This is a genomic window from Bradyrhizobium sp. 40 (genome assembly GCF_023100925.1).
Classification (GTDB): domain Bacteria; phylum Pseudomonadota; class Alphaproteobacteria; order Rhizobiales; family Xanthobacteraceae; genus Bradyrhizobium.
Genome location: NZ_CP064688.1, coordinates 1,108,845 through 1,132,173 on the forward strand (window position 1 = coordinate 1,108,845; position 23,329 = coordinate 1,132,173).

The following is a 23,329-nucleotide window of genomic DNA, read 5'->3' on the forward strand; positions in this document are numbered from 1 at the left end:
CATGGCGGCACAGGTCGGCATGGCTCCCATCAAGCAGCGAGGCGTTGCCACGCTGGGCGGGACAGAGAAGGTCGCGGCACTCCTGCTCGCCATGGGCCGGCAGGCGGCCGCGAGCGTACTCGCGCAGTTCGAGCCGCAGGATATCCGCACCGTTACAAAGGCCGCGGCCGAGCTGCGGCCGATTACGGCGCAGGAACTCGAAGCGATCGTCGAGGAGTTCGCCCAGCAATTCTCGATGGGTGCCAACATTCTCGGCACCCTCGGTGGCCTGGAAGCCGTGCTCGGCGACGTGCTTCCGGCCGACCAGGTCTCGGCCATCATGTCGGACCTGCTGGGCAATTCGAGCCGGTCCGTATGGGATCGCGTCTCGTCGGTGTCGGAGAACTCGCTGGCAAGCTACCTGTCCAAGGAGCATCCGCAGACCGCGGCGCTCATCCTGTCCAAGGTCAAGCCGTCCTGCGCCGCCAAGGTCATGAGCCAGCTGCCGTCGAGCCTGCGCAACGAGCTGATGCGGCGCGTGCTCAGCCTCAAGCCGATCGTCGACGACGCCATGAGGGTCCTCGAGAAGACGCTGCATGAGGATCTGACGCTGAACTTCGCCCGCAACCTCGGCGCGGACACCTATGCCCGCGTCGCCGACATCATCAACAAGATGGAGCGCGGACACATCGAGGACATGCTCAAGAGCCTGTCGGAGAAGCGGCCGAAGTCGGCCGAAGTGCTGAAGGAGCTGCTCTTCACCTTCGACGACGTCACCAACCTGACGCCGAAGGCGCGCACCATGATCTTCGACCAGGTGCCGACCGATCGCATCGTCATCGCGCTGAAGGGCACCGACAAGCACTTCCGCGAGATGATCCTGTCCTCGGTCGCCTCGCGCGTCCGCCGGGTCGTCGAGCACGAGCTCGCCATCGGCGAGCCGTCGAACCAGCGCGACGTGCTGGAGGCGCGGCGCGTGATCACCGACCTCGCGCTCGACCTCGCGGAAAAGGGCGAAATCGAGCTCAACCCCGAGCAGGAGGATGAGCTGGTCTTCCGCTGACCGCTGAACGGGCATGGCAGAAACAACCGATCAGGAGAGCAAGACAGAAGAGCCGACCGAGAAAAAAGTCCGCGATGCGCTCGAACAGGGCAAAATCCCGGTCTCTCGGGAGGCTTCCATCTTCGCCTCGATGGCTGCGCTGATGGTGATCCAGGCGTTCCTGATCGGCCAGGGCGTTCAGCAATTGACGCCGATGCTGACGGGCTTTCTCGACGATCCCGATGGCTTCCCTCTCAGCACCGGGGCCGACGCCCAGAATCTGCTCATCGTGGTCGGGCTTCAGGCGCTGCGCTTCCTGACGCCGCTGGTCGTCACCCTGGCGGCCTTCGGGCTGGCCGCCTCGCTGTTGCAAAATGCTCCCAGCCTGGTGCTCCAGCGCATCACGCCGGACCTGTCGCGAATCTCTCCGCTCAGCGGCTGGAGCCGGCTGTTTGGATCGCAGGGCCTCGTCGAGTTCGCCAAGTCGCTGTTTAAGCTCGCCGCGGTCACCGTCGTCGTCGCGTTCGTGCTGCGCTCGTCGGAAGCGAAGGCGTTCGAGGCGATGTACACCGACCCGGTCGCGCTGCCGGAGATGATTCTCAACATCGCCATGCGAATCGTCTCGGCGATCTGCATCGCGACCATCGTCCTGGTAGCGGTCGATCTCGCATGGGCGCGCTTCCACTGGCGGCGCGAGCTGCGCATGACGCGGCAGGAGATCAAGGACGAGCACAAGCAGGCCGAAGGCGATCCGCTGATCAAAGCCCGCCTGCGCTCGCTGGCGCGCGACCGCTCGCGCCAGCGCATGATCGCCTCCGCATCGCGGGCGACGCTGGTGATTGCGAACCCGACGCACTTCGCGATCGCGCTACGCTACAATCGCGAGGAAAATCCCGCGCCGATCGTCGTGGCGAAGGGCATGGACGTGATTGCGCTGAAGATCCGCGAAGTCGCCGAGCAGAACCGGATTCCGGTGATCGAGAACAAGGCGCTGGCGCGCGCGCTCTACGAGGCGGTTCAGGTCGACCAGGTGATTCCGGCGGAGTTCTTCCGGCCGGTCGCCGAGATCATCTACTTCCTGCAGTCCAAGCAGACGCCGCGATCCGAGAAGGTCCAGTAGAATTCTGAGGACGGCGTCTATTCCATCAGCCTGACGAAAGCTTGCGACCCTAAGGTTACACCGTCTGAACCAGAATGGTGCTGCCGTGGGACCGCTCTATCTCTTCGAACTCGCATCGTCGCAGGCGCGATACCTCGAGCTCCGCCAATCGACGATCGCCACGAATGTCGCCAACGCCAACACGCCGGGCTTCAAGGCGCGCGACGTCGAGCCCTTCAACAAGGTGCTCGACAGCACGCCGGTGAGATTGGCGACCACGTCGCCGTCGCACATGCAACTCTCCGCTGCCGAGAGCGACACGCGGGCAACCGCGAAAAAGGACAGCTGGGACGTGGTTCACTCCGGCAACTCCGTCAGTCTCGAGCAGGAAATGATCAAGGGCAGCGACGTCAGTCGCGACTACTCGATGAACTCGGCGGTCGTGCGGTCGTTTCACCGCATGCTGCTGTCGAGCGCGAAGACCTGAGGTGAACTGACATGCTGGACTCACTGCAATCCTCGTTGACGGTCGCGAGCTCCGGGCTCGAAGCGCAGTCGACGCGCATGCGCATCGTCTCGGAGAATCTCGCCAACGCGACGTCGACGGGGCGCGCCGCCGGCGCCGATCCCTATCAACGCAAGACAATCACCTTCGATGCGGCGATGGACCGCGCCTCGGGCGCTCAGCTGGCGAAGGTCAAGGAAATCGGCGTCGACACCACGCCGTACCGCGTGGAGTACGAGCCGGGGCATCCCGCCGCCGACAAGGCCGGCTACGTCAAGCTGCCGAACGTCAACATGATGATCGAGATGGCGGACATGCGGGAAGTCAACCGGTCCTATGAAGCCAATCTGCAGGTCGTGAAACAGGTGAGGTCGATGCTGGGCATGACCATCGACCTGCTGAGGAGCTGACAATGCTTGAAGCAATTTCATCCACAGCGATTTCGGCCGGGCAAGCGGCGAGCCGCGCGACCGAGGCGCAGGCCATCTCGTCGACGGCGATACCCGCGATCCAGTCCGGCGCCGACGTCGGATTCGAATCTATCATGAAGCAGGTGACGACGGACGCGATCGGGACACTGAAGGCGGGCGAGGCGGCCTCGATCTCGGCGATGCAGGGCAAGGAATCGACGCGGCGCGTTGTGGAGGCGCTGATGTCAGCCGAACAGGCCTTGCAGACGGCGGTAGCAGTTCGCGACAAGGTCGTGCAGGCCTACCAAGAAGTCGTTCGGATGTCGATCTGATCAAGGAGTGACGCTGTGAAATCGCTTGCCATCGCGGCCACGGGCATGAACGCCCAGCAGACCAACATCGAAGTCATCGCGAACAACATCGCCAACATCAACTCGACCTCGTACAAGCGGGCGCGTGCCGAGTTCACCGATCTGTTCTACCAGATGGACCGCATGCAGGGCGTTGCCAACACCAGCGGCTCGTCGCCGATCCCGGAAGGCGCCAATCTCGGCCTCGGCGTCAAGTCGGCGGCGATCCGCAAGCTGCACATCCAGGGCGCGCTCACGCAGACCGGCAATCCCTACGACATGGCGATCAACGGCCGCGGCTGGTTTCAGGTGCTCGGCCCGAATAACGAGGTGCAGTATACCCGCGCGGGCTCGTTCAACACCAACGCCAACAGCCAGCTCGTCACGATCGACGGCTATCTGCTGGATCCCGCAATCACGGTGCCGCAGGGAACGGTTCAGGTCACGGTCAACCAGACCGGACAGGTGTTTGCCAAGTTGGATACGGAAGTGAACCCGAGGCAAATCGGCCAGCTCAATCTCGCCAATTTCGCCAACGAGGCCGGCCTCGAACCGCTGGGCAGCAATCTCTACCGCGAGACCACGGCGTCCGGCACGCCGGTCGTCGGGTTGCCCGGCGATTCCGGCTACGGCAAGATCAACCAGCAATATCTCGAAGCCTCGAACGTCGACCCGGTCAAGGAAATCACCGAGTTGATCTCCGCCCAGCGCGCCTACGAAATGAATGCCAAGGTCATCCAGGCCTCGGATGAAATGGCCCAGACGGTCTCGAAGGGCATGCGCTAGTTCCGGTGTATCCATGTTGAACAGGATGGGCTCGATCATGCGCGGGTTGGCCGCCGTGCTGCTGGTTCTCGTCTTCGCGCGAGTCGCGGCGGCCGAGGAGAAGCGGCTTCCCGTGCCGGCCGTCTCGATCCGCGCCGGCGAGCTGATCCGGGACGAGATGATCACCGAGCGCGCCTTCGCGCCGAACGTGCTCGGCGTCGCCGTTTTCATCGAAGGACGCCAGGTCCTGGTCGGCCGCATGGCGCGCCGCGCGCTGCTGCCCGGCCAGCCGATCCCGACCAACTCGGTGGAGGATCCCTGGACGGTGGCCCGCGGCGCGATGGTCAAGGTCGTGGTCGAAGACAGCGGCCTGTCGATCGTGACCTACGGCGCCGCGATGCAGTCGGGCGCGCCCGGCGCGCTCATCCCGATACGAAACACCGATACGGGTGTGATCATCAGGGGTGTCGTCCAGCCCGACGGCACCGTCAAGGTCGTGGACGGGTCATGACCAGAGTCCTGCTTGCGCTCGTCCTGCTCGTTTTCGCCGCCAGCGCCCACGCCGCCGTCCGCATCAAGGACATCGCGGACATCAAGGGATTGCGCGAAAACCAGATCGTCGGCTACGGCCTCGTCATCGGCCTGAACGGCACCGGCGACACGCTCCGCAATGCTCCGTTCACGGAGCAGTCCCTGCAATCGATGCTCGAGAACATGGGCATCAATGTCAGGAACGAGACCACCAGCACCAACAATCCCCCGCGTCCGACGACGCTGCGCACGCGCAACGTCGCGGCCGTGATGGTGACCGCGGACCTGCAGCCCTCGATCGGTGCCGGCGAGCGCATGGACGTGACCGTGTCGTCGCTCGGCGATGCGACCTCCCTGCTCGGCGGCACCCTGGTGATGACGTCGCTGCGCGCGGCGGACGGCGCGGTCTATGCAGTGGCGCAAGGCGCGGTCACGGTCGCCGGCTACAGCGTCGGAGGCCAGGCCCAGAACGTCAGCCAGGGCACGCCGACCGCGGGCCGAATCCCGAACGGCGCGCTGGTCGAGCGCGAGGTGCAGGGTAGTCTCCATGAAATGGAGTATCTTGTGTTGGAGCTCAAGAACCCCGACTTCGTCACCGCAACGCGAATCCTCGACGCCATCAATCGCTACGCGGGCGGACGCTACCGCGCGCAGATCGCCTTCGAGCGCGACTACCGCACCATCGTGCTGTCGAAGCCGCGCCACATCGGCCCGGTCCGCTTTCTCGCCGAAATCGGCGAGCTGACGGTCGAGCCGGACACGCCGGCGCGGGTGGTGATCAACGAGCGTACCGGCACGGTGGTGATCGGACGCGACGTACGGATATCGACCGTTGCCGTGACGCACGGCAATCTGACGGTCCGCGTCACCGAGCTTCCCGTGGTGTCGCAACCGGCACCCTTCTCGAAAGGGCAGACGGTGGTCGTGCCCCAGACCGTGGTCGAGGCCAACGAGGCCGGATCGCAGGTGGCGATCCTGAGCGGCGTCGATCTCCAGCGCCTGGTGCGCGGCCTGAACCAGATCGGCCTGAAACCATCCGGCATCATCGCGATCCTCCAGGCGATCAAGACGGCCGGCGCCCTCCAGGCGGATGTCATCGTGCAATGACGCGTAAGCGCCGTGCAAGCTTGGTCGCTCAATGCTCTCTCGACCGAGAATCGCACGCGGACCGATGTTGAAGCTGGATCATAAAGCCAAACTCCTCCTCCTGGTCGCGGCCTCCGCGCTCGCGAGCGCTTCGCCCGTTCTGGCGCTGGATGAGGCCAAGCCGTCGAAGCCGCTCAATCTGCTGTCCTTCGCGCGCGCCCGCGCGCCTGGCCCGCAGAAGCCGATCTCATCGATCCCGAGCGACAATGCGTCGATGCGGGCGACGGCGTGGGCAGCCGAAGATTCGGGACCCGCGACCACGGGTGCCGTGCCGGCCTCCGAGAAGCCCGCGCCGGCGCCCACAGCCGCGCCGCGACCCGCCAAGCCCGGTAGCGTCACGGCGCCGCCGAAGCCGGTGCCGCCCCAGGCCGCTGCAACCGCGGACAACGAAGTCGCTCTGTTCTGCAGCAATGTCGCCGACCCCGCGGTCGATGCAAGGCTGGCCTGGCAGCTCAAGGAGCTGGAGAAGGCCGAGAACCAGCTCCGCGAGCGGATCGCCGAGGTCGAGGCCAAACGCGCTGAATATGAGAAGTGGATGGCGTTGCGCGACGACTTCCTGAAGAAGGCCGAAGCGAGCGTCGTCGAGATCTACTCGCGCATGAAGCCGGACGCCGCCGCAACCCAGATCGCCGGAATGGCGGACGAGACGGCTGCGGCCGTGCTCGCAAAGCTCAGCCCGAGGAGCTCGAGCGCAATCTTCAACGAGATGGAGACGGGGCGCGCGGCGCACCTCGCCGATCTGCTCGGCGGGATGCGTCGCGTGGATGACGGAAAGACCAAATAGATGAAGAATCTGATCCTCATCCTGTCGCTGTTGTCGCTTGCGGGATGCGTCACTGATCCGGCCGAGGTCCTGACTGGCCCGCGATTGTCGCCGGTCGGGAGCGGCCTGAGGACGCAGGCCGATCCGATTCCCGTGACGCCCCGCATGCACTCGCCCGTCAGCTATCGCTCGACCTGGGACGACGGCACCGACCTCTACCGCGATCCTCGCGCCCGGCGCGTCGGCGACGTAGTGACGGTGATCATCTCGATGCAGGACAAGGCCAAGCTCGACAACAAGACTGGTCGCTCGCGCGATTCGCAGATCAAGTTCGGCCTCGACTGGCTGATGGACGTCGCGGGATGGCAGGACAAGGGCTCGACGAGCGCCAACCTCAACACCAACACCCAGATCAAGGGCAATGGCCAGATCGACCGCGCAGAGGATATCAAACTGTCGATCGCAGCCATCGTAACCGACGTGTTGCCGAACGGAAATATGATGATCAGCGGCTCGCAGGAGTTCAAGGTCAACACGGAAATGCGTGTGCTCAACGTCGGCGGCATCGTGCGTCCACGCGATATCTCGCGAACCAACACGATCTCCTACGAGAAGATCGCCGAGGCGCGCGTGGCCTACGGCGGCCGGGGAAATCTCTCGGACGTGCAGCAGCCTGGATGGGGACATCGGATCTATGACGCCGTGGCACCGTTCTGAGATGCGCGACCGTCGGGCCGCGTCACGAGGGCAGGGGACATCATGCGCCTGATTGCGGCCATCGTGGTGCTGACCCTGATCGCGATCGGCGCGGGCGGGCTTGCCGGCCTGCATCTGTTTGCGGCCGCCGAGCGCGTCGCCGATGCGAAGAAAACCGCCACGCCGCCGCCTCTTGCCTCGAGCTACGCCGGCAGTGCGCGGCTCAGGAAGCTGTCGCCGATCGTGACCAATCTCGGCGCGCCGGCCAACAACTGGGCCCGCATCGAAGCCTCCATGGTGACCGACAGCATGAGCGACGAGGATGCCGGCATCCTGGCGGCCCATATCAGCGAGGACATCGTCACCTATCTGCGGTCGGCGACGGTGGCGCAGTTCGAGGGATCGCGCGGGCTTCAGCACCTGCGCGACGACCTGACCGAACGCGCCAATATCCGCTCCTCGGGCAAGATCCGCGAATTGATCATTGAGACGTTGGTGATTCAGTGAAACTGAGAGTCCTGCTGCTTGCGTTGCTCCTGGTCGTGCTGCCCGAAGTGGCACTGGCCCAAATTCCGGACCTCAATTCGCTGCTGCCGCCGGGTAACGGCTCGACCAGCGGCCGGATCATCCAGTTGATGGCGGTGATCACGGTACTGTCCGTGGCGCCGGGACTGCTCATCATGGTAACGAGCTTCACGCGGTTTGCGGTGGCGCTGTCGTTCCTGCGCGCCGGTCTCGGACTTCAGACCACGCCGGCCAATCTGGTGCTGATCAGCCTCGCGCTGTTCATGACCTTCTACGTGATGGCGCCGACCTTCGACCGCGCCTGGGAAACCGGGATCCAGCCGCTGATGAAGAACGAGATCTCGGAGGAAGAGGCCTATCTGAAGATCACCGATCCGTTCCGCGAATTCATGCTGGCCCATGTTCGCGACAAGGATCTGCAGACCTTCGAATCGCTGGCCGCGGAGAGCTTCCGCAGGAAGTTCGACGACAAGCGCGTCGACATGCGCGTCATCATTCCGGCCTTCATGATTTCCGAGCTCAGGCGTTCGTTCGAGATCGGATTTCTCATCATCCTGCCGTTCCTCGTCATCGACATGATCGTGGCGACGCTGACCATGTCGATGGGCATGATGATGATGCCGCCGACAATCCTCGCATTGCCGTTCAAGATGCTGTTCTTCGTGCTGATCGACGGCTGGAATCTGCTTGCCTCCGGGCTGGTGCGCTCATTCTCGTAACGGCAATGAGCGCCAGGCGGACGGTTATGGTTAGCGATAAGTACCGGACTATGGTTAGCAATAGGTACTGTTAACCATCTGATTTTACAGCGCAATTCAAGCCGATCTTAATCCGCGCGCAAGATTCGGCGTGCTAGCAATGCGTCACGGCGGGTTGGACCCCACCCACATCAGTCCAAAGGCATGATGCCGCCCCTCCGTACCGGTGAAAGCCCGGTATGTCCCCTCGTGAAAATGTAACGCGTACATAAAGGGACATTCGCAATGTCAAGCCTGCTTACGAACTCGACCGCCATGACCGCACTCCAGACCTTGCGGTCTGTGAGCTCGCAGCTCTCCACCACGCAAACCCGCATCTCCACCGGCCAGCGCGTCTCGACCGCTTCGGACAACGCTGCCTACTGGTCGATCGCGACCTCGATGCGCGCGGACAACGCCGCGCTCTCGGCGGTCTCCGACTCGCTCGGTTTGTCGGCTGCGACCGTCGACACCGAATATACCGCTCTGACCACGGTCATCGGCGACAAGGACTCCGGCCTGACCAAGCTCCAGTCCCTGCTGGTCGAAGCCAAGACCGCCGGTATCGACCGCAGCAAGATCCAGGCAGACGTCACCCAGATCCAGCAGCAGATGAAGGCGACAGCCAGTGCGGCGACCTTCAACGGCATCAACTGGCTGAGCACGTCCGCCACGACGCCGACGACCTTCAGCCTGGTGTCGTCGTACTCGCGTGTCGGCGGTACGCCCACCATCGGCTCCATCACCGTGACGACCGCCAACTACTCGCTCTATACCTCGACGCAGACCGGCATTCTCGACACGGCCGGTTCGACCGCTCCGTCGATCAACACGATGAGCATCTCCGCGTTGACCGACTCGGCAGCTGACCAGACCACGCTCGATGGCTACATCGCGCAGGTCACCGCTGGCATCAACTCGGTGGCCTCGGCCGCCGCCAATCTCGGTGCCGTCAAGAACCGGCTCTCGACCAACACGGACTTCGTGAAGTCGCTGATGGACTCCGTGGACCGCGGTATCGGTCAGCTCGTCGACGCCGACATGAACCAGGAGTCCACCCGCCTGTCGGCCCTCCAGGTCCAGCAGCAGCTCGGCGTGCAGGCGCTCTCGATCGCCAACAACAGCAGCCAGAGCATCCTGTCGCTGTTCCGCTAAGCCTCAAACGATTTTGGGGAGGGCCGCGCTTCTCACGAGGCGCGGCCCTTTCATTTGGCGTGACATCGCGCGCCGCAATTTCAGCCGCCTTGTTGCGGCAAAGACACAGAGCCACAAGCCCCGCACAAGCTTCGCGGGCTATCGTCGCCGTTACGACAGGTTGGGCCTTGACGCTTTTGCGCAGCCCAAAGGCATGACGCCGCCCTGCCGTACCGGTGTAAGTCCGGTATGTCCCCAAATTTAATTCAATCTCCAAAGGGACATCAAAATGGGTTCTAGCCTCCTCACCAACTCGTCTGCAATGACCGCGCTGCAGACCCTTCGCAACGTCAGCTCGCAGCTCGCGACCACGCAGAACCGGATCTCGACCGGTATGCGCGTCTCGACCGCCTCGGACAACGCTGCCTATTGGTCGATCGCGACGTCGATGCGCTCCGACAACGCCGCGCTTTCCGCGGTCTCCGACTCGCTCGGCCTGTCGGCCGCGACCGTCGACACCGAATATACCGCTCTGACCTCGGTGATCGGCGACAAGGACTCCGGCCTGACCAAGCTCCAGGCGCTGCTGGTCGAAGCCAAGACCGCTGGTATCGACCGCACCAAGATCCAGGCTGACATCACCCAGATCCAGCAGGATATGAAGCTCAAGGCCAACTCGGCGACCTTCAACGGCATCAACTGGCTGAGCACGACCGCCACCACGCCGACGACTTTCAACCTGGTGTCGTCGTACTCGCGTGTCGGCGGTACGCCCACCATCGGCTCGATCACCGTGACGACCGCGAACTACTCGCTCTACACCTCGACCCAGACTGGCATTCTGGACACGGCCGGTTCGACCTCTCCGTCGATCAACACGATGAGCATCTCCGTGCTGACCGACTCGGCGGCTGACCAGACCACGCTCGATGGCTACATCGCGCAGGTCACCGCCGGGATCAACTCGGTGGCGTCGGCCGCCGCCAATCTCGGTGCCGTCAAGAACCGACTCGCGACCAACACGGAATTCGTCAAGACCCTGATGGACTCCGTGGACCGCGGTATAGGCCAGCTCGTCGATGCCGACATGAATGCGGAATCGACCCGCCTTCAGGCGCTCCAGACCCAGCAGCAGCTCGGTGTTCAGGCGCTCTCGATCGCCAACCAGAACAGCCAGAGCATCCTGTCGCTGTTCCGCTAAGCCGCGGCTTCGAAAACGACCGTGCTCCTCACGGAGCACGGTCTCCGCCGTGAGCGGCGGATCCGACGGCACACGACGTGCCCACATCGATTTCCTGACGCCACATTCCAGGCAACACGCCGTCGGCGATCGCACCGCGATGCGACCGGCCGTCCGCTTGTCGCCGCCGAGCGCAATTGCGTCACTCAGTCTCTTGTAAAATTGCAACGCCTCGCCGGCGAACCGACACATTCGTGGTCTCGCGCAACCTTCAGACAAGGTTGGCAGCAGAGTGTCCTCTACGTTCGCATTGGTATGAGGTCACATGCTGTTCAGTCGTGCGCAGATACAGCAACTGCTCAATAATCTGCTGGAGCTTGGGCCGCGACGCCTGATGGCCTTGGGATTGATCGGTTTCGCCGTTCTCGTCACCGTCGTGGGCGGCGCCTATTATCTGAGCCGGCCTGAATTCGAAACGCTCTATACCGGCCTTTCCCGCGAAGACGTGACGCGCATGGGTGCCGCGCTGCGCGAGCAAAACATCACCTTCGACGTCAACACCGCCGGCGACGCGGTCTCGGTGCGTCCGAGCCAGACCATGCAGGCGCGGATGCTGCTCGCCGAGAAGGGGCTGCCGACCAGCGCCAATTCCGGCTACGAGCTGTTCGACAAGATCGGCTCGCTCGGTTTGACCTCGTTCATGCAGGAGGTCACCAAGCTCCGGGCACTCGAAGGCGAAATCGCCCGCACGGTGCAGTTGATGAAGGGCGTGAAGGCGGCGCGGGTGCATATCGTGATGCCGGTGCGGGGGTCGTTCCGCGCGACGCAGCAGCCACCTTCGGCATCGGTCGTGCTGCGCACCGACGGCGCAATCGAGGCGCGCACGGCGCAGTCGATCCGTCATCTCGTCGCGGCTGCCATTCCGGGCATGAGCCGCGACAAGGTCACGGTGCTGGACGCTGACGGTTCGATGCTGCTTGCCGAAGAGGATGAGGCGACTGCTGCTCCGACCAAGATGGCGAGTCTGCAGAAGACGGTCGGCGGGATGGTGCAGGAGAACATCCGCAAGGCGCTGACCCCGTATCTGGGGCTCGACAATTTCGAAGTGAGCGTTGCGTCGCAGCTCTCCACCGACAAGCGGCAGACCAATGAGACCGTCTACGATCCCGAAAGCCGCGCCGAGCGCTCGGTCCGGAACGTGCGCGAGAACGAGAAGTCACAGAACGCAGACCGTTCGCAGCCGACCACGGTGCAGCAAAATCTTCCCGACCAGCAGGTGAACGCCGGCGGCACCAAGAATTCCAGCGAAGACAAGACTCGCCGCGAGGACGTCACCAATTTCGAGGTCTCGTCCAAGACCACGACGACGGTGAGCGACGGCTATTCGGTGAAGAAGCTGTTCATTGCCGTGCTGGTCAACCGCGGGCGGCTCATTGCCGACCTGGGCGACAAGAGCAACCAGGCCATCGTCGACAGCAAGCTCGCCGAGATCAGCCAACTCGCGGCCACGGCCGGCGGGCTGGACAAGGCGCGCGGCGACCAGATCCAGGTGACGGCCGTCGATTTCATCGAAGGCTCGCGCGAACTGGCGCCGGTGCCGCCGATCAGCTTCGTCGAGATGATCAACAAGCAGCTCGGCAGCGTCATCAACGCGGTCACGATCCTGGCCGTAGCTTCGATGCTGGTGTGGTTCGGACTTCGTCCTGCGGTCAATGGCATTCTGACCCATCGCGCGGCGCAGGAGCAGACCGAGGCGGCGGAAGCCGCCCAGCTCGAGTCGGCCGCAGGCGCCCTCGCATTGGCGGACAGCGAAGAGGCCGAGCTCAACCTGGTCGAAGACCTCGAAGGCAAGATGCAGCGAACGCCGCAGAAGCGGCTGGAGCAGATCGTTCGTCTCGATCAGATGCAGGCGGCAGCGATCCTTAAAGACTGGATGCGACGCGAGGAGGCGGCATGAACGCGGCAATCGGAAAGCTCCTGACTCAGTTCGACGTGAACGGGCGGGTCAAATCGCCTCCGCCTCCACCGCCGCCCAAAATCCAGGATGTGCTGACGAGGCCGAAGGAAGCCCGGCGCGAGCCTCAGCCGCAGCCTCAGACCCATTCGCAACCGCAATCGCAGCCGCAGCTTCAGTCGCCGCCTCCGGCGCCGAAGGCGGAAGCCCCGGCGGTCAATCTCCTGGACGATGCCTTTCGGCGCGGCCATGCGGCCGGCGTTGCGGAGGGCGAGTCCAGGATCGCCGAGGAACGCGTGCGGAGCGCGATCCGGCTCGGCGAAGAGCGGGCCAAGTGGTCCGACCAGCAGGCGGTGGCGGTCGTCAGCGGCTTCGACACGGCTTGCCGCGAAATCGAGACCAACATCGCGAGCTCCGTTGCGCGGATATTGCTGCCGTTCCTCGCCGATGCGGTCCGCGACAAGGCGATCGGATCGCTCGTCGAGCAGATTGCGGCGCTGACCGGCAATTCGCCGGTGCCGGTGTTCAAGGTCACCGGCCCGAGCGAACTGCTCGACCTGGTGAAGACGCAGCTCGGGACGGCGCGGCGAACCGGCATCGAGTATGAGGCCGCCGATACATTCGAGGTTCGCGTCGTGGCCGACCAGACCGTGATCGAGACCCAGATCACGGCCTGGAGCGAGCGCCTGAAAGAGGCGCGCCGGTAGTCTGTCATGAATGAGGTCAAGTCAGAACTCGTCATCATCCGCCGGCGGAGCGCCTTCGACGACGAGAAGCCGCACGGCGGCGTCTGGAAGATCGCCTATGCGGACTTCATGACCGCGATGATGGCGTTCTTCCTGGTGATGTGGCTGATCAATGCCCTCAACCAGGATCAGAAGCAGGTGGTCGCGAGCTATTTCAATCCGATCAAGCTCGCGGAGAACGCACCTGCCCCGAAGGGGCTCAAGGATCTCTCCAAGAAGGAGCCGTCGTCGTTCGACGGCCAGGACGGCAGGCGCCAGCCGGGAGGACCGAGCGAGGAACGTCGCGGTGACTCTCCGACGGCCGAGAAGCCGCCCTTCTACGAGGAGAAGGTCCTGTTCCGCGATCCCTATACGACACTCGCCGAGATCGCCAGCAGCGCGAACCAGGCCTCGGGCCAGCGGCGCGCCGGCGCTTTGACGTCCGCCGAAGAGGATGGCCTCAAGGGCGGCGACGCCTACCGCGATCCGTTCGATCCCGGCTATTGGAAGCTTGCGCCGCAGGCACCCAAGGATGCCGATCGCATCATCGAGCCCAAGCCCGAGCTGAAGCCGAATGCGTCCGCGCGCGACACTGCGTCCGGCACAGGCGAGGGCGAGCCACAGGCACGCCGAGCCAGGCAGGACGATGCCGGCGGAAGCGTGGCTCCGAACGCCGATGCGTCGTCCGCAAGCCTGTCGGCTCTGCTGCCGCCGGGGCCCGCGCCATCGCAGGCCTCACGCGAAGGGAGCGCGCAGCCCGGCGCCCAGGCTGGTAATCAAGCCAATGCCGCCGCGCAGCCGCGTCCCAACGACACGACGAAGGAATCCGAGCCGCGCGACGCGGCTCAGGCCCAGCAACTGACGGTCAAACAGCTTCAGTCGGCGATCGCCGACGCGCTGTCGGACGTCAAGGCTGGCGCCGGACCGGTGGCCGAGGTGCGTCAGGTCGAGGAAGGCCTGCTGATCAGCCTGACCGACGATGCCAACTTCGGCATGTTCGCGGTCGGCTCGGCTGAGCCGCGGCCCGAACTCATCCGGGTAATCGACAAGATCGGCCCGCTGCTGATAAAGCGTCCCGGCGTGATCATCGTCCGCGGCCACACCGACAATCGGCCGTACCGTTCGGAGGCCTATGACAACTGGCGGCTGTCGACGGCCCGTGCGCAGATGGCCTATTACATGCTGGTCCGCTCCGGCGTCGATGCGCAGCGCATCGAGCATGTCGAGGGTTATGCCGATCGGCGGCCTAAACTTCAGAACGATCCGGCGGCCGCGCAGAATCGCCGGATCGAGATCATGGTCCGGGAGAAGCGTCCTTGATCAGGCCTCTTCTCCGCGCCGCGCTCCTGATGCTGCTGCCGTTCACGGCGGCAGGCGCATTCGCCGAGCCCGCACCGATGCCGCCCCCGCTGGTATCGGCATCGGGCGAGCCATACGAGCTCGTTCGGGCGTTGCAGGCCGTGCAGGACGGCATCGCCAACGGCGATAGCGCGGCGCACGGCAGCCACGGCGCATTGATCCGGCAGATCGGCGAAAAATTTCTCGCCGCCGATCCGGGCGTATGGAGTAATTCGCAGAACGGCCAAGCGGCCGTCATTTACCTACTTAGCGGCGGCGCGCCGCAAATCATTCGCAAGCTGCCGCGCGACAAGCTGAACGTCGATGGACGGCTGTTCGATGGCGCGCTTGCCTATGTCGAGGGTCGTCAGGACGAAGCGCGCGAACTGCTCAAGGACGTCAAGCCGCGGACGGTTCCGTCGGGCCTGGGCGGACAGCTCGCGCTGGTCCAGGGCGCGCTGTTCGCACGCGCCGAGGCATCGCTCGCAATCGAGCGTCTGGATGACGCGCGCTTGCTCTTGCCGGGCACATTGGTGGAGGAGGCCGCGCTGCGGCGCGAGATCCTGCTGGTCGGGCAAGCCGAGGATTTCGACAAGTTCGAGTTCCTGACGCTGGCCTATATCAGGCACTACCACAACTCGGTCTATGCCGGGGACTTCTGGCAGCGCTTTGCGACCGGCCTGACGCAGTCGAGCCTCGCGCTCGACGAGCGTCGGTTTGCGCGGATCACCACCCTGCTGGAGCAGATCGACCGCGCGAGCCGCCTCAAGCTCTATCTCGTGATCGCGCGGACCGCGATGGTGCGCGGAGGGCTGGCCGTGACCCGGCTTGCCGGCGAGCGTGCCCTGACTCTCAGCGCCGATGCCTCGGCGGAGCGCGAGCGGGCGCATTTGTTCCGCGGCGTGTCGCGGGCGCTCGCCGACGAATATGACGGCGGTCTCGCCGAGTTGAAGGCGCTCGACCGGTCGAAGCTGCCCGAGCGCGACATTCCCTTTCTCAATGCAACGGTGCAGCTCGCACTCGACGTTCGCAAGCCGTTCGCTGGCGGATCCGCCGCCGCAGCCGACAAGTCTCCGGTCACGCCGGCGCGTCTCGACCTCGCGTCGTCGACCGCAACGCTTGCGCGCGCGCAGAAGCAGCTCGGCGAGCTCGAACTCCTCACCAGGGATCGCCGTCCATGACGAAGCTCAGTGGAACCTCCGGCCAGATCTTTTCGAGTCTCGCCGAAAGCCTCAACATGCGGGGCACATCGCGCTCCGGGAAGAGCGCCGGGGCGAAAGCGCAGGCGGACTCGTCCTTCAACGATCTGCTGCACACCGTCTCGAGTCTCGCGAAGCGGGCGCTCAACGACGAGGGCGGCGACACGGCGGTGAAAGCCGGAACGCTGCGAACGCGCCTGGCGCATCAGAGCGGGAAGGACGACGCTAGCGACGAGACGGTGCACGAGCGTGCCGCGGCAGCCGAAGAGCCCGGATCCAGGGAGAAACCCACCGAGAAATCGTCCGGGAAACATGGATTCCTCGATCCTACCGAGCAGGCCGACGTCCAGAGCCGATCGAGCATTGCCGGGATCATGGGGCAGGAGATCGTCGCCGGGCCGCCGGTCGTGATGCCGCAGATGCAAGCACCGACCGGCGACAAGAAGGATTCGTCCGGGCGCGACGAGCGATCTTCCACGACGAAGCGCGACGTTCAGGCCATAGGCACGGCGAAGGCGACGACAGCCGAGCCCGCGCCTCCCGCGGCTCCAACCACCCCGCATTCGCAGACCGCGGCGTCGCACGCGACGGCTGCCGACCAGGCGACACCGCAAAGCAGTGAGCCATCGCTGAAGGCAACGGCACGCGGCTTCGAGGCCGTCGCGGCCAATGTCGAGCGTGCCGCCAGGGCTTCGGCGCGGGACGCATTGCCCGGGACGACCAAGGTCACCGTAGTCCAGCAAGAGACCCATCTGCCGCCGGCGCAGTTCAACGCTCCGCAGCAGGTTGCCAACGCCGTTATCGCCGAGCTGAAAGAAGCTCCGGCACCGACGGCGTCCGCAGCTGCAGATGTTGCCGCGTCCCAAGCCAATGCGCCGGATCAGCCGCTCAGGATCCTGACCATCAATCTCGAGCCGCCCGCGCTCGGCAATGTCACCGTGCGCCTTCGGCTCGTCGGCAACGAAGTGTCTGTCCACCTTGCCGCCGCGCGCAAGGACACGAGCCAGATGCTGGATCAGCAGCGCGATTCGATCCGCGACCTGATGCAATCGGCGGGCTACGTCGCCGACATAGCACCCGTCCAGCACGGCTCGCTGGATGGTTTCCAGAGCGGCTCCGACCAGTCGCAGCCGCAGCTTTCGGGCCAGCAACAGCCGTCGTCCCAGTCGCAAGGCACGTTCGACGGTACGAGTAATTCGTCGGGACAAGCGGACGGCGGCGCCAAGCAGGCCCGACAGGAGCGCCCGTCCAACCAGGAGACGCGTCATGAGCAGGACGTGGCGCCGCAGATTCGTCGCGGCCCTGTTTATCTGTAACGCCGGCGCCGCGACTGCTGCGACCGACAATTCGCGCCCGTGCGAGCGCGAGATGACGCGTGCGTCCCAGCAGCACGGAATTCCGCTCGGCATTCTCTACGCGGTCGGCCTGACCGAGACCGGCCGGCGCGGCGCGCTTCATCCTTACGCGCTCGGCGCCGATGGACAGACCGTATTCGCCAAGGACATGAACGACGCGATCGCCAACTTCGAAGCCATGCGAGCTAGGGGGATCAAGCTGATCGACCTCGGCTGCATGCAGATCAACCACTACTATCACGGCGACAAATTCGTCTCGGTCCGGGCGATGTTCGATCCCGCAGGGAATGTCGACTACGCCGCGCGCTTCCTGAAGGAGCTGAAGCAGCGCGAGGGCAGCTGGACCATGGCGGTCGCCCGCTACAATGCAGGCCCCAACAACCAGCCGGCGCAGAAGCGCTACGTCTGCCACATCGTCGCGCATCTCGTCTCGAGCGGCTTCGGCGCGTGGACCGACAAGGCGCGCTCGTTCTGTCAGCCCAAGACGAGCTGACGACACGAAGTTGTGCATGGTTCCTTACCATCAGCCCCGCGCAAGCAAAACCCATCATTGTAATTGCAACCTACTTAAGGAGCCCAATCCATGAGCCTCTATGGCATTATGCGTACCGGCGTTTCCGGGATGGCCGCGCAGTCCAACAAGCTGTCGACGGTTTCGGACAACATCGCGAACGTCAACACCACCGGCTACAAGCGGGCTTCGACCGAATTCTCCTCGCTGATCCTGAAGAGCGGTTCGGGCAACTACGATTCCGGCGCGGTCGAGACCACCGTCCGCTACGCCATCAGCGACGCCGGACATACGCAATTCACCACATCGAGCACGGATCTTGCCGTTCAAGGCAACGGCTTCTTCGTGGTGTCCGACGCCACCAACACGCAGCAGTTCCTGACGCGGGCCGGCTCGTTCGTCCCGGACAGCCAAGGCAATCTGGTCAATGCGGCCGGCTACTACCTCCTCGGCCAGCCGGGGAAGGTGACTAATTTCTCACAGAACAGCCTGTCGGGAATGCAGATCGTGAACATCGCCCAGGTCTCGCAGGTGCCCGTGCCATCGACGGCGGGAACGCTCACCACCGGCAATCTTGATCCGACGGCAGCACTCATTGCCGGTCCGCCCGGCCCGGGCGCGTACTCGTCGAAAAGCTCGATCGTGGCCTACGACAATATCGGCCAGCCCGTTAAGGTTGATCTCTATATGTCACATACCGCGACAGCGGCGGGCTTGGACACCTGGCAAATCCAAGCCTACAACTCGACGACGGGCGCCACGCTCGGCGCGACTGGCACTTATACCTTCGACACGACGACGGCCGGAAAGGGCGCGCTGGCCGCAGCGAGCGCCACGACGCTTGCATTTCCGGTCACCGGCGGCGCGACCGTGACCCTCGACTTGTCGAACATGACGCAGGTCGGCACCAACTTCAGCTTCAAGGCCACTGTCAACGGTAGCGTTCCGTCGGCCATCGATAAGGTCGACGTTGACCAGAACGGGTACGTGACCGCCGTGCTCAAGAACGGTCAGCAGCTGACGCTCTACACGCTCATGCTCGCCGACGTGGCGAGCCCCGATAATCTGACGCCCGAGCCGGGCAACGTCTATTCGACCAACCAGAATTCGGGCAACGCCCAGGCCGCGAATGCCGGCACCGGTGGGCTTGGCACGATCCAGTCTGAAGCGCTGGAAGACTCCAACGTCGATCTCGCGGACGAGCTCACCGGGATGATCGAGGCACAGCGTGGCTTCACCGCGAACTCGAAATCGTTCCAGACCGGCGCCGACCTGCTCGACGTCGTCGTCAACCTGAAGCGCTGAATCCTTCTGCACTCGTCCCGGCCAAGAGTAGACCATGTCCCTTACCGCTGCTCTCGACTCCGCTCGCGCATCGCTCATGGCGTCGGGCATCCAGTCGTCGACGATCTCGCGCAACATCGCCGGTGCCAGTGCCGCCGGCTATTCGCGCAAGATCGCCGTATTGGACAATCTCCCCGGGGCCGGCGTTTACGTGGCGGCGATCCAGCGCGCCGCCAGCTCGGGGCTCTACGACAATGTCTTGACCGCAACCTCGACGTCGGCCAAGCAGAGCGCGATCCTTGACGGTCTCCAGAAGATCGCATCTGCCACGGTGGACGATCCGGAACTCGACCAGTCGCCGACGGCGCAGCTCAACGCGCTGAAGAAGGCGCTCCAGCAATATGCCAACGCCCCGGACAACACCACGCTGGCGCAGGCAGCGGTGACGTCCGCCAAGGACATGGCGATCGCGCTCAACCAGGCGACCCAAACCGTGCAGACGGTCCGTGAGGGCGCGGATGCCGACATGCAAACGTCGGTTCAAAACATCAATCGGTTGCTCTCCCAGTTCCAGACCGTCAACACCGCGATCGTGAAGGGGACGATCTCCGGCGACGACATCACCGACTACCTCGACCAGCGCGACAGCATCGTCTCGCAGATGTCACAGGAGGTCGGAGTGTCGATGTCGCTCCGTCCTAACGGGGACGCGGCGCTCTATACCGACAGCGGCGTCGTGCTGTTCGACAAGATAGCGCGAACGGTGAGCTTTGCGCCGAGGAACGCCTATACGGCCGGCACCACCGGCAATGCCGTCTATATCGACGGCGTTCCGGTAACCGGCGCCAATTCCGTGATGCCGCTCAAGTCCGGCAAGCTTGCTGGCCTCGCGCAGCTGCGCGACAATGATACCGTTACTTACCAGAGCCAGCTCGACGAAATCGCGCGCGGCCTGGTCGATGCCTTCAAGGAAAGTGACCAGTCGCCTGTTCCGACGCTGCCCAACGTCCCCGGTCTCTTCACCTATCCCGGCGCGCCGGCGATGCCGGCGAGCGCCACCGTCTTGGTGGGCCTCGCTGGTACGATTTCCGTTGCTGCATCGGTCGATCCGGCCCAGGGCGGCAATCCCAATCTGCTGCGCGACGGTGCGATCAGCGGCAACGTCGCATACCAATACAATACCGTCGGCAATGGCGGTTACTCGGCCCGGCTGCAGCAGCTCATTGGCGCCATGGATGCGTCGCAGCCGTTCGATGCAACCACGCAAGGCAAGCCGAACGGCAGCTTGATCGACTTCGCGTCGTCCTCGACGAGCTGGATCGAAAACCAGCGCAAGACCGCCGACTCTAACGTCACCTACCAGAAAACGTTGCTCGACCGCAGCACCGCGGCGCTGTCGAACGTCAGCGGCGTCAACATGGACGACGAGATGTCGTTGATGCTCCAGGTCGAACGCACCTATTCGGCCTCGTCGAAGATCATCTCGACCGTCGACGAAATGTTGCAGAGCCTGCTGGCTGCCGTGGGAAATTAAGTCATGATGAGCGCGAACTACATCTCGACCTTGATGCTGTCTTCGTCGTTGAGGTCCTCGATCACCAACAATCAGGCCGCGCTGGCCAAGGCCTCGAAGGAAGCCACCACCGGCCGCTTCGCCGATGTCGGCCTCGAGCTTGGCGCCACGACGGGAGGCGACGTCACCCTGCGGGCGGACCTAAGCTTTGCCGATCAGCTCGTCGATACCAACGGGCTGGTCTCGGGACGCCTGGACATCACGCAGAGCCGGATCACCCAGCTTGGTTCGACCGCAACGGATTTCCTCAAGGACCTGATCGCGGCTCGCAGTACCGACGGCGGCGGGCGGATCATCCTGCCGCCTGCGTCCTCCAACCTCCAGGATCTGATTGGCGCGCTGAACGTCTCCTATAACGGCTCGTCTCTCTTCGCGGGCATCAACACGCAGAACACGCCGATCACGGCCTACACCGCGGGCTCGGCCAGCAAGAACCAGGTCGATGCCGACTTCCTTGCGACCTTCGGCTTCTCGCAATCATCGCCCAGCGTGAACACCATCACCCCGGCCCAGATGCAGACCTTCCTCGACACTACCTTCGATGCCGAGTTCGCGAGCCCGGCCTGGAACACCAATTGGTCATCGGCGACCGATCAGGTGATGCAGAGCCGTATCTCGACGACCGAGATCGCCGATACCTCCGTCAGCGCCAATCAGACAGGGTTCCGCAAGCTCGCCGAGGCCTACACCATGATGGCGGATCTCGGGAACGCGAACCTGGACCAAGCGACGTTCCAAGTCGTCGTGGACAAGGCCATCGGCCTTGTCGGGAACGCCATCACTGACCTTGCGACCCTCGGCGGCGACATCGGCACGGTCCAGCAGCGGATCACCTCTGCAACCGACAAGCTGAAGACGCAGCAGGACATTCTGAACAATCAGATCGTCGGTATAGAGAAGGTGGACCCGACGGAAGCCTCCGTCAGGGTCAACACCTTGCAGACGCAGATCCAGACGGCGCTTGCGCTCACCTCGCAACTCCAGAAGATCAGCCTCATCAACTATCTCTGAGTCCAGCTCCTTCGTAAGGCGCGTAACCCTTGTCTTGTTGTTCGGTCTCCTGCGCAGAGTTGTCCTGATGACGTTTGAAGCCTATGAATCGGTCGTCGACGAGAGCGGCTATGAGGCGCGGGGCCGCGAGCGGCAGGCGCTCAGCCTCGGCATCGACCGGCTCGAGCGGATCCAGGAGGACCGCTTCAGCCTCGAGGATCTGGTCGAGAGCCTGCTCTATGTGCGGCGGCTGTGGACGATCTTCATCGAGGATCTCGCGCATCCGGAAAACGGGCTTCCGGAAAAGCTGCGCGCGGACATCATCTCGATCGGGCTTTGGGTGGTCAAGGAAGCCGATCGCCTTCGCGAAGAAAAGTCGAACGACGTGATCCAGCTCATCGAAATCAACCGCCTGATCCGAGACGCACTTTGATGAAGATATCCTTGCGTGCGGGCGAACGGGTCTACATCAACGGCGCCGTGCTGCGCGTGGACCGTAAGGTCTCCGTCGAACTCGTCAATGACGTGATGTTCCTGCTCGAAGGGCAGATCATGCAGGCCTCCGACGCCACAACGGCGCTGCGGCAGCTCTATTTCATCGTCCAGCTCATGCTGATGAATCCGACCGACGTTCGGGACGCTTCGGCTCTCTATGGGCAGCATCACGCGGCCCTGCTCGCCGTGTGCGAGAGCCAGGAGATGCTGGTCGGGCTTGGTGCGGTCGACGACCTGGTCGGGGCGAGCCGTTACTTCGAGGCGCTCAAGCGGATCCGAGCACTGTTTCCGGTGGAGCAGGCCATCCTGGCCGGCGCCAAGATCGATTCCCCATTCGAGGCTGCCTGACAGCGGAGAGCGACATGAACGTCACCAGCGCGACCGATAGCACCAGCAAGTCGTCCAGTTCGACCAGCTCGACGACGTCGAGCACCGGCGTCGACTACAACACGTTTCTTCAGCTCCTCGTCGCGGAGATGAAGAATCAGGATCCGACCAATCCGATGGACACCTCGCAATATATGAGCCAGTTTGCGCAGCTCTCGTCGGTCGAGCAGGCGATGCAGACCAATACCAAGCTCGACGCTCTGCTGTCTTCGCAGTCGCTGTCGCAGGCCAATGGACTGATCGGAAAGACCGTCAGCTTCACGGACTCGACCGGAGCAAGCTTCAGCGGCAAGGTCGCTTCGGTCTCCATCAACAGCGACGGCTCCATCGCGACACTCGAGAACGGTACGAAAGTCGCGATCGGCCCCGGTCTCACGATCAGCCAGTCATGAACGAACGGGATGCCCTCGACATCGTCCAGGCGGCGATCTGGACCATCATCGTCGCCTCCGGGCCTGCCGTCGGTGCCGCGATGCTGGTCGGCACCATCATCGCGCTGATCCAGGCGCTGACCCAGATCCAGGAGGTGACGCTGACCTTCGTTCCGAAGATCATCGTCATTCTCGTGGTCGTTGCCATGTCCGGCTCCTTCATCGGAGCCCATCTCTCCACCTTCACCGAGATGGTCTATTCGCACATCGAGCGCGGCTTCTGAT

The 23,329-nt window shown here is 63.9% G+C and carries 27 protein-coding genes; all 27 read left to right on the forward strand.

The features are described from left to right. Position 1 precedes the first annotated feature (1 nt). The 27 genes from IVB40_RS05220 to fliQ all read left to right on the forward strand — a co-directional run bounded on the left by IVB40_RS05220 (position 2) and on the right by fliQ (position 23,328). Positions 2-1,042 carry a flagellar motor switch protein FliG gene (locus tag IVB40_RS05220; RefSeq protein WP_027570476.1) on the forward strand — a complete coding sequence of 347 codons (1,041 nt, stop codon included), beginning with the start codon at positions 2-4 and terminating at the stop codon, positions 1,040-1,042. Between the two features lie 13 nt (positions 1,043-1,055). After that, the gene (gene flhB, locus IVB40_RS05225; RefSeq protein ID WP_247287743.1) at positions 1,056-2,141 is read left to right on the forward strand and encodes a flagellar biosynthesis protein FlhB; all 1,086 of its coding nucleotides are present in this window, start codon (positions 1,056-1,058) and stop codon (positions 2,139-2,141) included. Between the two features lie 85 nt (positions 2,142-2,226). Next, positions 2,227-2,607, forward strand: coding sequence for a flagellar basal body rod protein FlgB (gene flgB, locus IVB40_RS05230; RefSeq protein ID WP_027519862.1), 381 nt, complete (start codon positions 2,227-2,229; stop codon positions 2,605-2,607). 11 nt (positions 2,608-2,618) lie between these two features. Further along, entirely contained in the window at positions 2,619-3,035 is a 417-nt protein-coding gene (gene flgC / locus IVB40_RS05235) for a flagellar basal body rod protein FlgC (RefSeq protein ID WP_007595894.1), read from the forward strand. A gap of 2 nt (positions 3,036-3,037) precedes the next feature. Then, a complete protein-coding gene (locus IVB40_RS05240) occupies positions 3,038-3,367 on the forward strand; it encodes a flagellar hook-basal body complex protein FliE (RefSeq protein WP_247818261.1) in 330 nt (109 codons plus the stop codon). Between the two features lie 15 nt (positions 3,368-3,382). Beyond that, on the forward strand, positions 3,383-4,171 hold the full coding sequence (flgG, locus tag IVB40_RS05245) for a flagellar basal-body rod protein FlgG (protein ID WP_247818262.1): 789 nt from the start codon (positions 3,383-3,385) through the stop codon (positions 4,169-4,171). A gap of 13 nt (positions 4,172-4,184) precedes the next feature. After that, positions 4,185-4,661: a flagellar basal body P-ring formation chaperone FlgA gene (flgA, locus tag IVB40_RS05250; RefSeq protein ID WP_247818263.1), complete on the forward strand. Its 477-nt coding sequence runs from the start codon at positions 4,185-4,187 to the stop codon at positions 4,659-4,661. Beyond that, positions 4,658-5,788, forward strand: coding sequence for a flagellar basal body P-ring protein FlgI (gene flgI, locus IVB40_RS05255; protein ID WP_247358365.1), 1,131 nt, complete (start codon positions 4,658-4,660; stop codon positions 5,786-5,788). The genes flgA and flgI overlap by 4 nt, the downstream gene beginning before the upstream one ends. Before the next feature lie 64 nt (positions 5,789-5,852). Further along, positions 5,853-6,611 (forward strand): MotE family protein, encoded by a 759-nt coding sequence (locus IVB40_RS05260; protein WP_247287749.1) that lies wholly within the window; start codon positions 5,853-5,855, stop codon positions 6,609-6,611. Next, entirely contained in the window at positions 6,612-7,307 is a 696-nt protein-coding gene (gene flgH, locus IVB40_RS05265; RefSeq protein WP_027570482.1) for a flagellar basal body L-ring protein FlgH, read from the forward strand. A gap of 42 nt (positions 7,308-7,349) precedes the next feature. Further along, on the forward strand, positions 7,350-7,793 hold the full coding sequence (locus IVB40_RS05270; protein ID WP_027570483.1) for a flagellar basal body-associated FliL family protein: 444 nt from the start codon (positions 7,350-7,352) through the stop codon (positions 7,791-7,793). After that, positions 7,790-8,530, forward strand: coding sequence for a flagellar type III secretion system pore protein FliP (fliP, locus tag IVB40_RS05275; RefSeq protein ID WP_007595877.1), 741 nt, complete (start codon positions 7,790-7,792; stop codon positions 8,528-8,530). Before IVB40_RS05270 ends, fliP begins: the two co-directional genes overlap by 4 nt. A gap of 264 nt (positions 8,531-8,794) precedes the next feature. After that, on the forward strand, positions 8,795-9,703 hold the full coding sequence (locus IVB40_RS05280) for a flagellin (RefSeq protein ID WP_027570484.1): 909 nt from the start codon (positions 8,795-8,797) through the stop codon (positions 9,701-9,703). Positions 9,704-9,971: 268 nt separating this feature from the next. Further along, on the forward strand, positions 9,972-10,883 hold the full coding sequence (locus IVB40_RS05285) for a flagellin (RefSeq protein WP_027570485.1): 912 nt from the start codon (positions 9,972-9,974) through the stop codon (positions 10,881-10,883). Between the two features lie 304 nt (positions 10,884-11,187). Beyond that, positions 11,188-12,819 (forward strand): flagellar basal-body MS-ring/collar protein FliF, encoded by a 1,632-nt coding sequence (gene fliF, locus IVB40_RS05290; RefSeq protein WP_027519855.1) that lies wholly within the window; start codon positions 11,188-11,190, stop codon positions 12,817-12,819. Beyond that, positions 12,816-13,523, forward strand: coding sequence for a hypothetical protein (locus IVB40_RS05295; RefSeq protein ID WP_247287753.1), 708 nt, complete (start codon positions 12,816-12,818; stop codon positions 13,521-13,523). Before fliF ends, IVB40_RS05295 begins: the two co-directional genes overlap by 4 nt. 6 nt (positions 13,524-13,529) lie before the next feature. Then, the gene (locus IVB40_RS05300; RefSeq protein WP_247818264.1) at positions 13,530-14,861 is read left to right on the forward strand and encodes a MotB family protein; all 1,332 of its coding nucleotides are present in this window, start codon (positions 13,530-13,532) and stop codon (positions 14,859-14,861) included. Next, entirely contained in the window at positions 14,858-16,060 is a 1,203-nt protein-coding gene (locus IVB40_RS05305; RefSeq protein ID WP_247818265.1) for a chemotaxis protein, read from the forward strand. The genes IVB40_RS05300 and IVB40_RS05305 overlap by 4 nt, the downstream gene beginning before the upstream one ends. Next, complete coding sequence (locus IVB40_RS05310) at positions 16,057-17,394, forward strand: flagellar hook-length control protein FliK (protein ID WP_247818266.1); 1,338 nt, start codon at positions 16,057-16,059, stop codon at positions 17,392-17,394. The genes IVB40_RS05305 and IVB40_RS05310 overlap by 4 nt, the downstream gene beginning before the upstream one ends. Then, positions 17,345-17,926: a transglycosylase SLT domain-containing protein gene (locus IVB40_RS05315; RefSeq protein ID WP_247818267.1), complete on the forward strand. Its 582-nt coding sequence runs from the start codon at positions 17,345-17,347 to the stop codon at positions 17,924-17,926. The genes IVB40_RS05310 and IVB40_RS05315 overlap by 50 nt, the downstream gene beginning before the upstream one ends. Before the next feature lie 90 nt (positions 17,927-18,016). Next, a complete protein-coding gene (locus tag IVB40_RS05320) occupies positions 18,017-19,249 on the forward strand; it encodes a flagellar hook protein FlgE (RefSeq protein ID WP_027570491.1) in 1,233 nt (410 codons plus the stop codon). A 34-nt stretch (positions 19,250-19,283) separates the two neighbouring features. After that, a complete protein-coding gene (gene flgK, locus IVB40_RS05325; RefSeq protein WP_247818268.1) occupies positions 19,284-20,762 on the forward strand; it encodes a flagellar hook-associated protein FlgK in 1,479 nt (492 codons plus the stop codon). A 3-nt stretch (positions 20,763-20,765) separates the two neighbouring features. Further along, positions 20,766-21,812, forward strand: coding sequence for a flagellar hook-associated family protein (locus IVB40_RS05330; protein WP_027570493.1), 1,047 nt, complete (start codon positions 20,766-20,768; stop codon positions 21,810-21,812). A 67-nt stretch (positions 21,813-21,879) separates the two neighbouring features. Beyond that, entirely contained in the window at positions 21,880-22,224 is a 345-nt protein-coding gene (flaF, locus tag IVB40_RS05335; protein ID WP_027570494.1) for a flagellar biosynthesis regulator FlaF, read from the forward strand. Next, positions 22,224-22,634 (forward strand): flagellar biosynthesis repressor FlbT, encoded by a 411-nt coding sequence (flbT, locus tag IVB40_RS05340; RefSeq protein ID WP_027519845.1) that lies wholly within the window; start codon positions 22,224-22,226, stop codon positions 22,632-22,634. The genes flaF and flbT overlap by 1 nt, the downstream gene beginning before the upstream one ends. 14 nt (positions 22,635-22,648) lie before the next feature. Beyond that, positions 22,649-23,065: a flagellar hook assembly protein FlgD gene (gene flgD / locus IVB40_RS05345; RefSeq protein WP_027570495.1), complete on the forward strand. Its 417-nt coding sequence runs from the start codon at positions 22,649-22,651 to the stop codon at positions 23,063-23,065. Next, on the forward strand, positions 23,062-23,328 hold the full coding sequence (gene fliQ, locus IVB40_RS05350; protein WP_247818269.1) for a flagellar biosynthesis protein FliQ: 267 nt from the start codon (positions 23,062-23,064) through the stop codon (positions 23,326-23,328). The genes flgD and fliQ overlap by 4 nt, the downstream gene beginning before the upstream one ends. The last annotated feature ends 1 nt before the right edge of the window (position 23,329 follow it).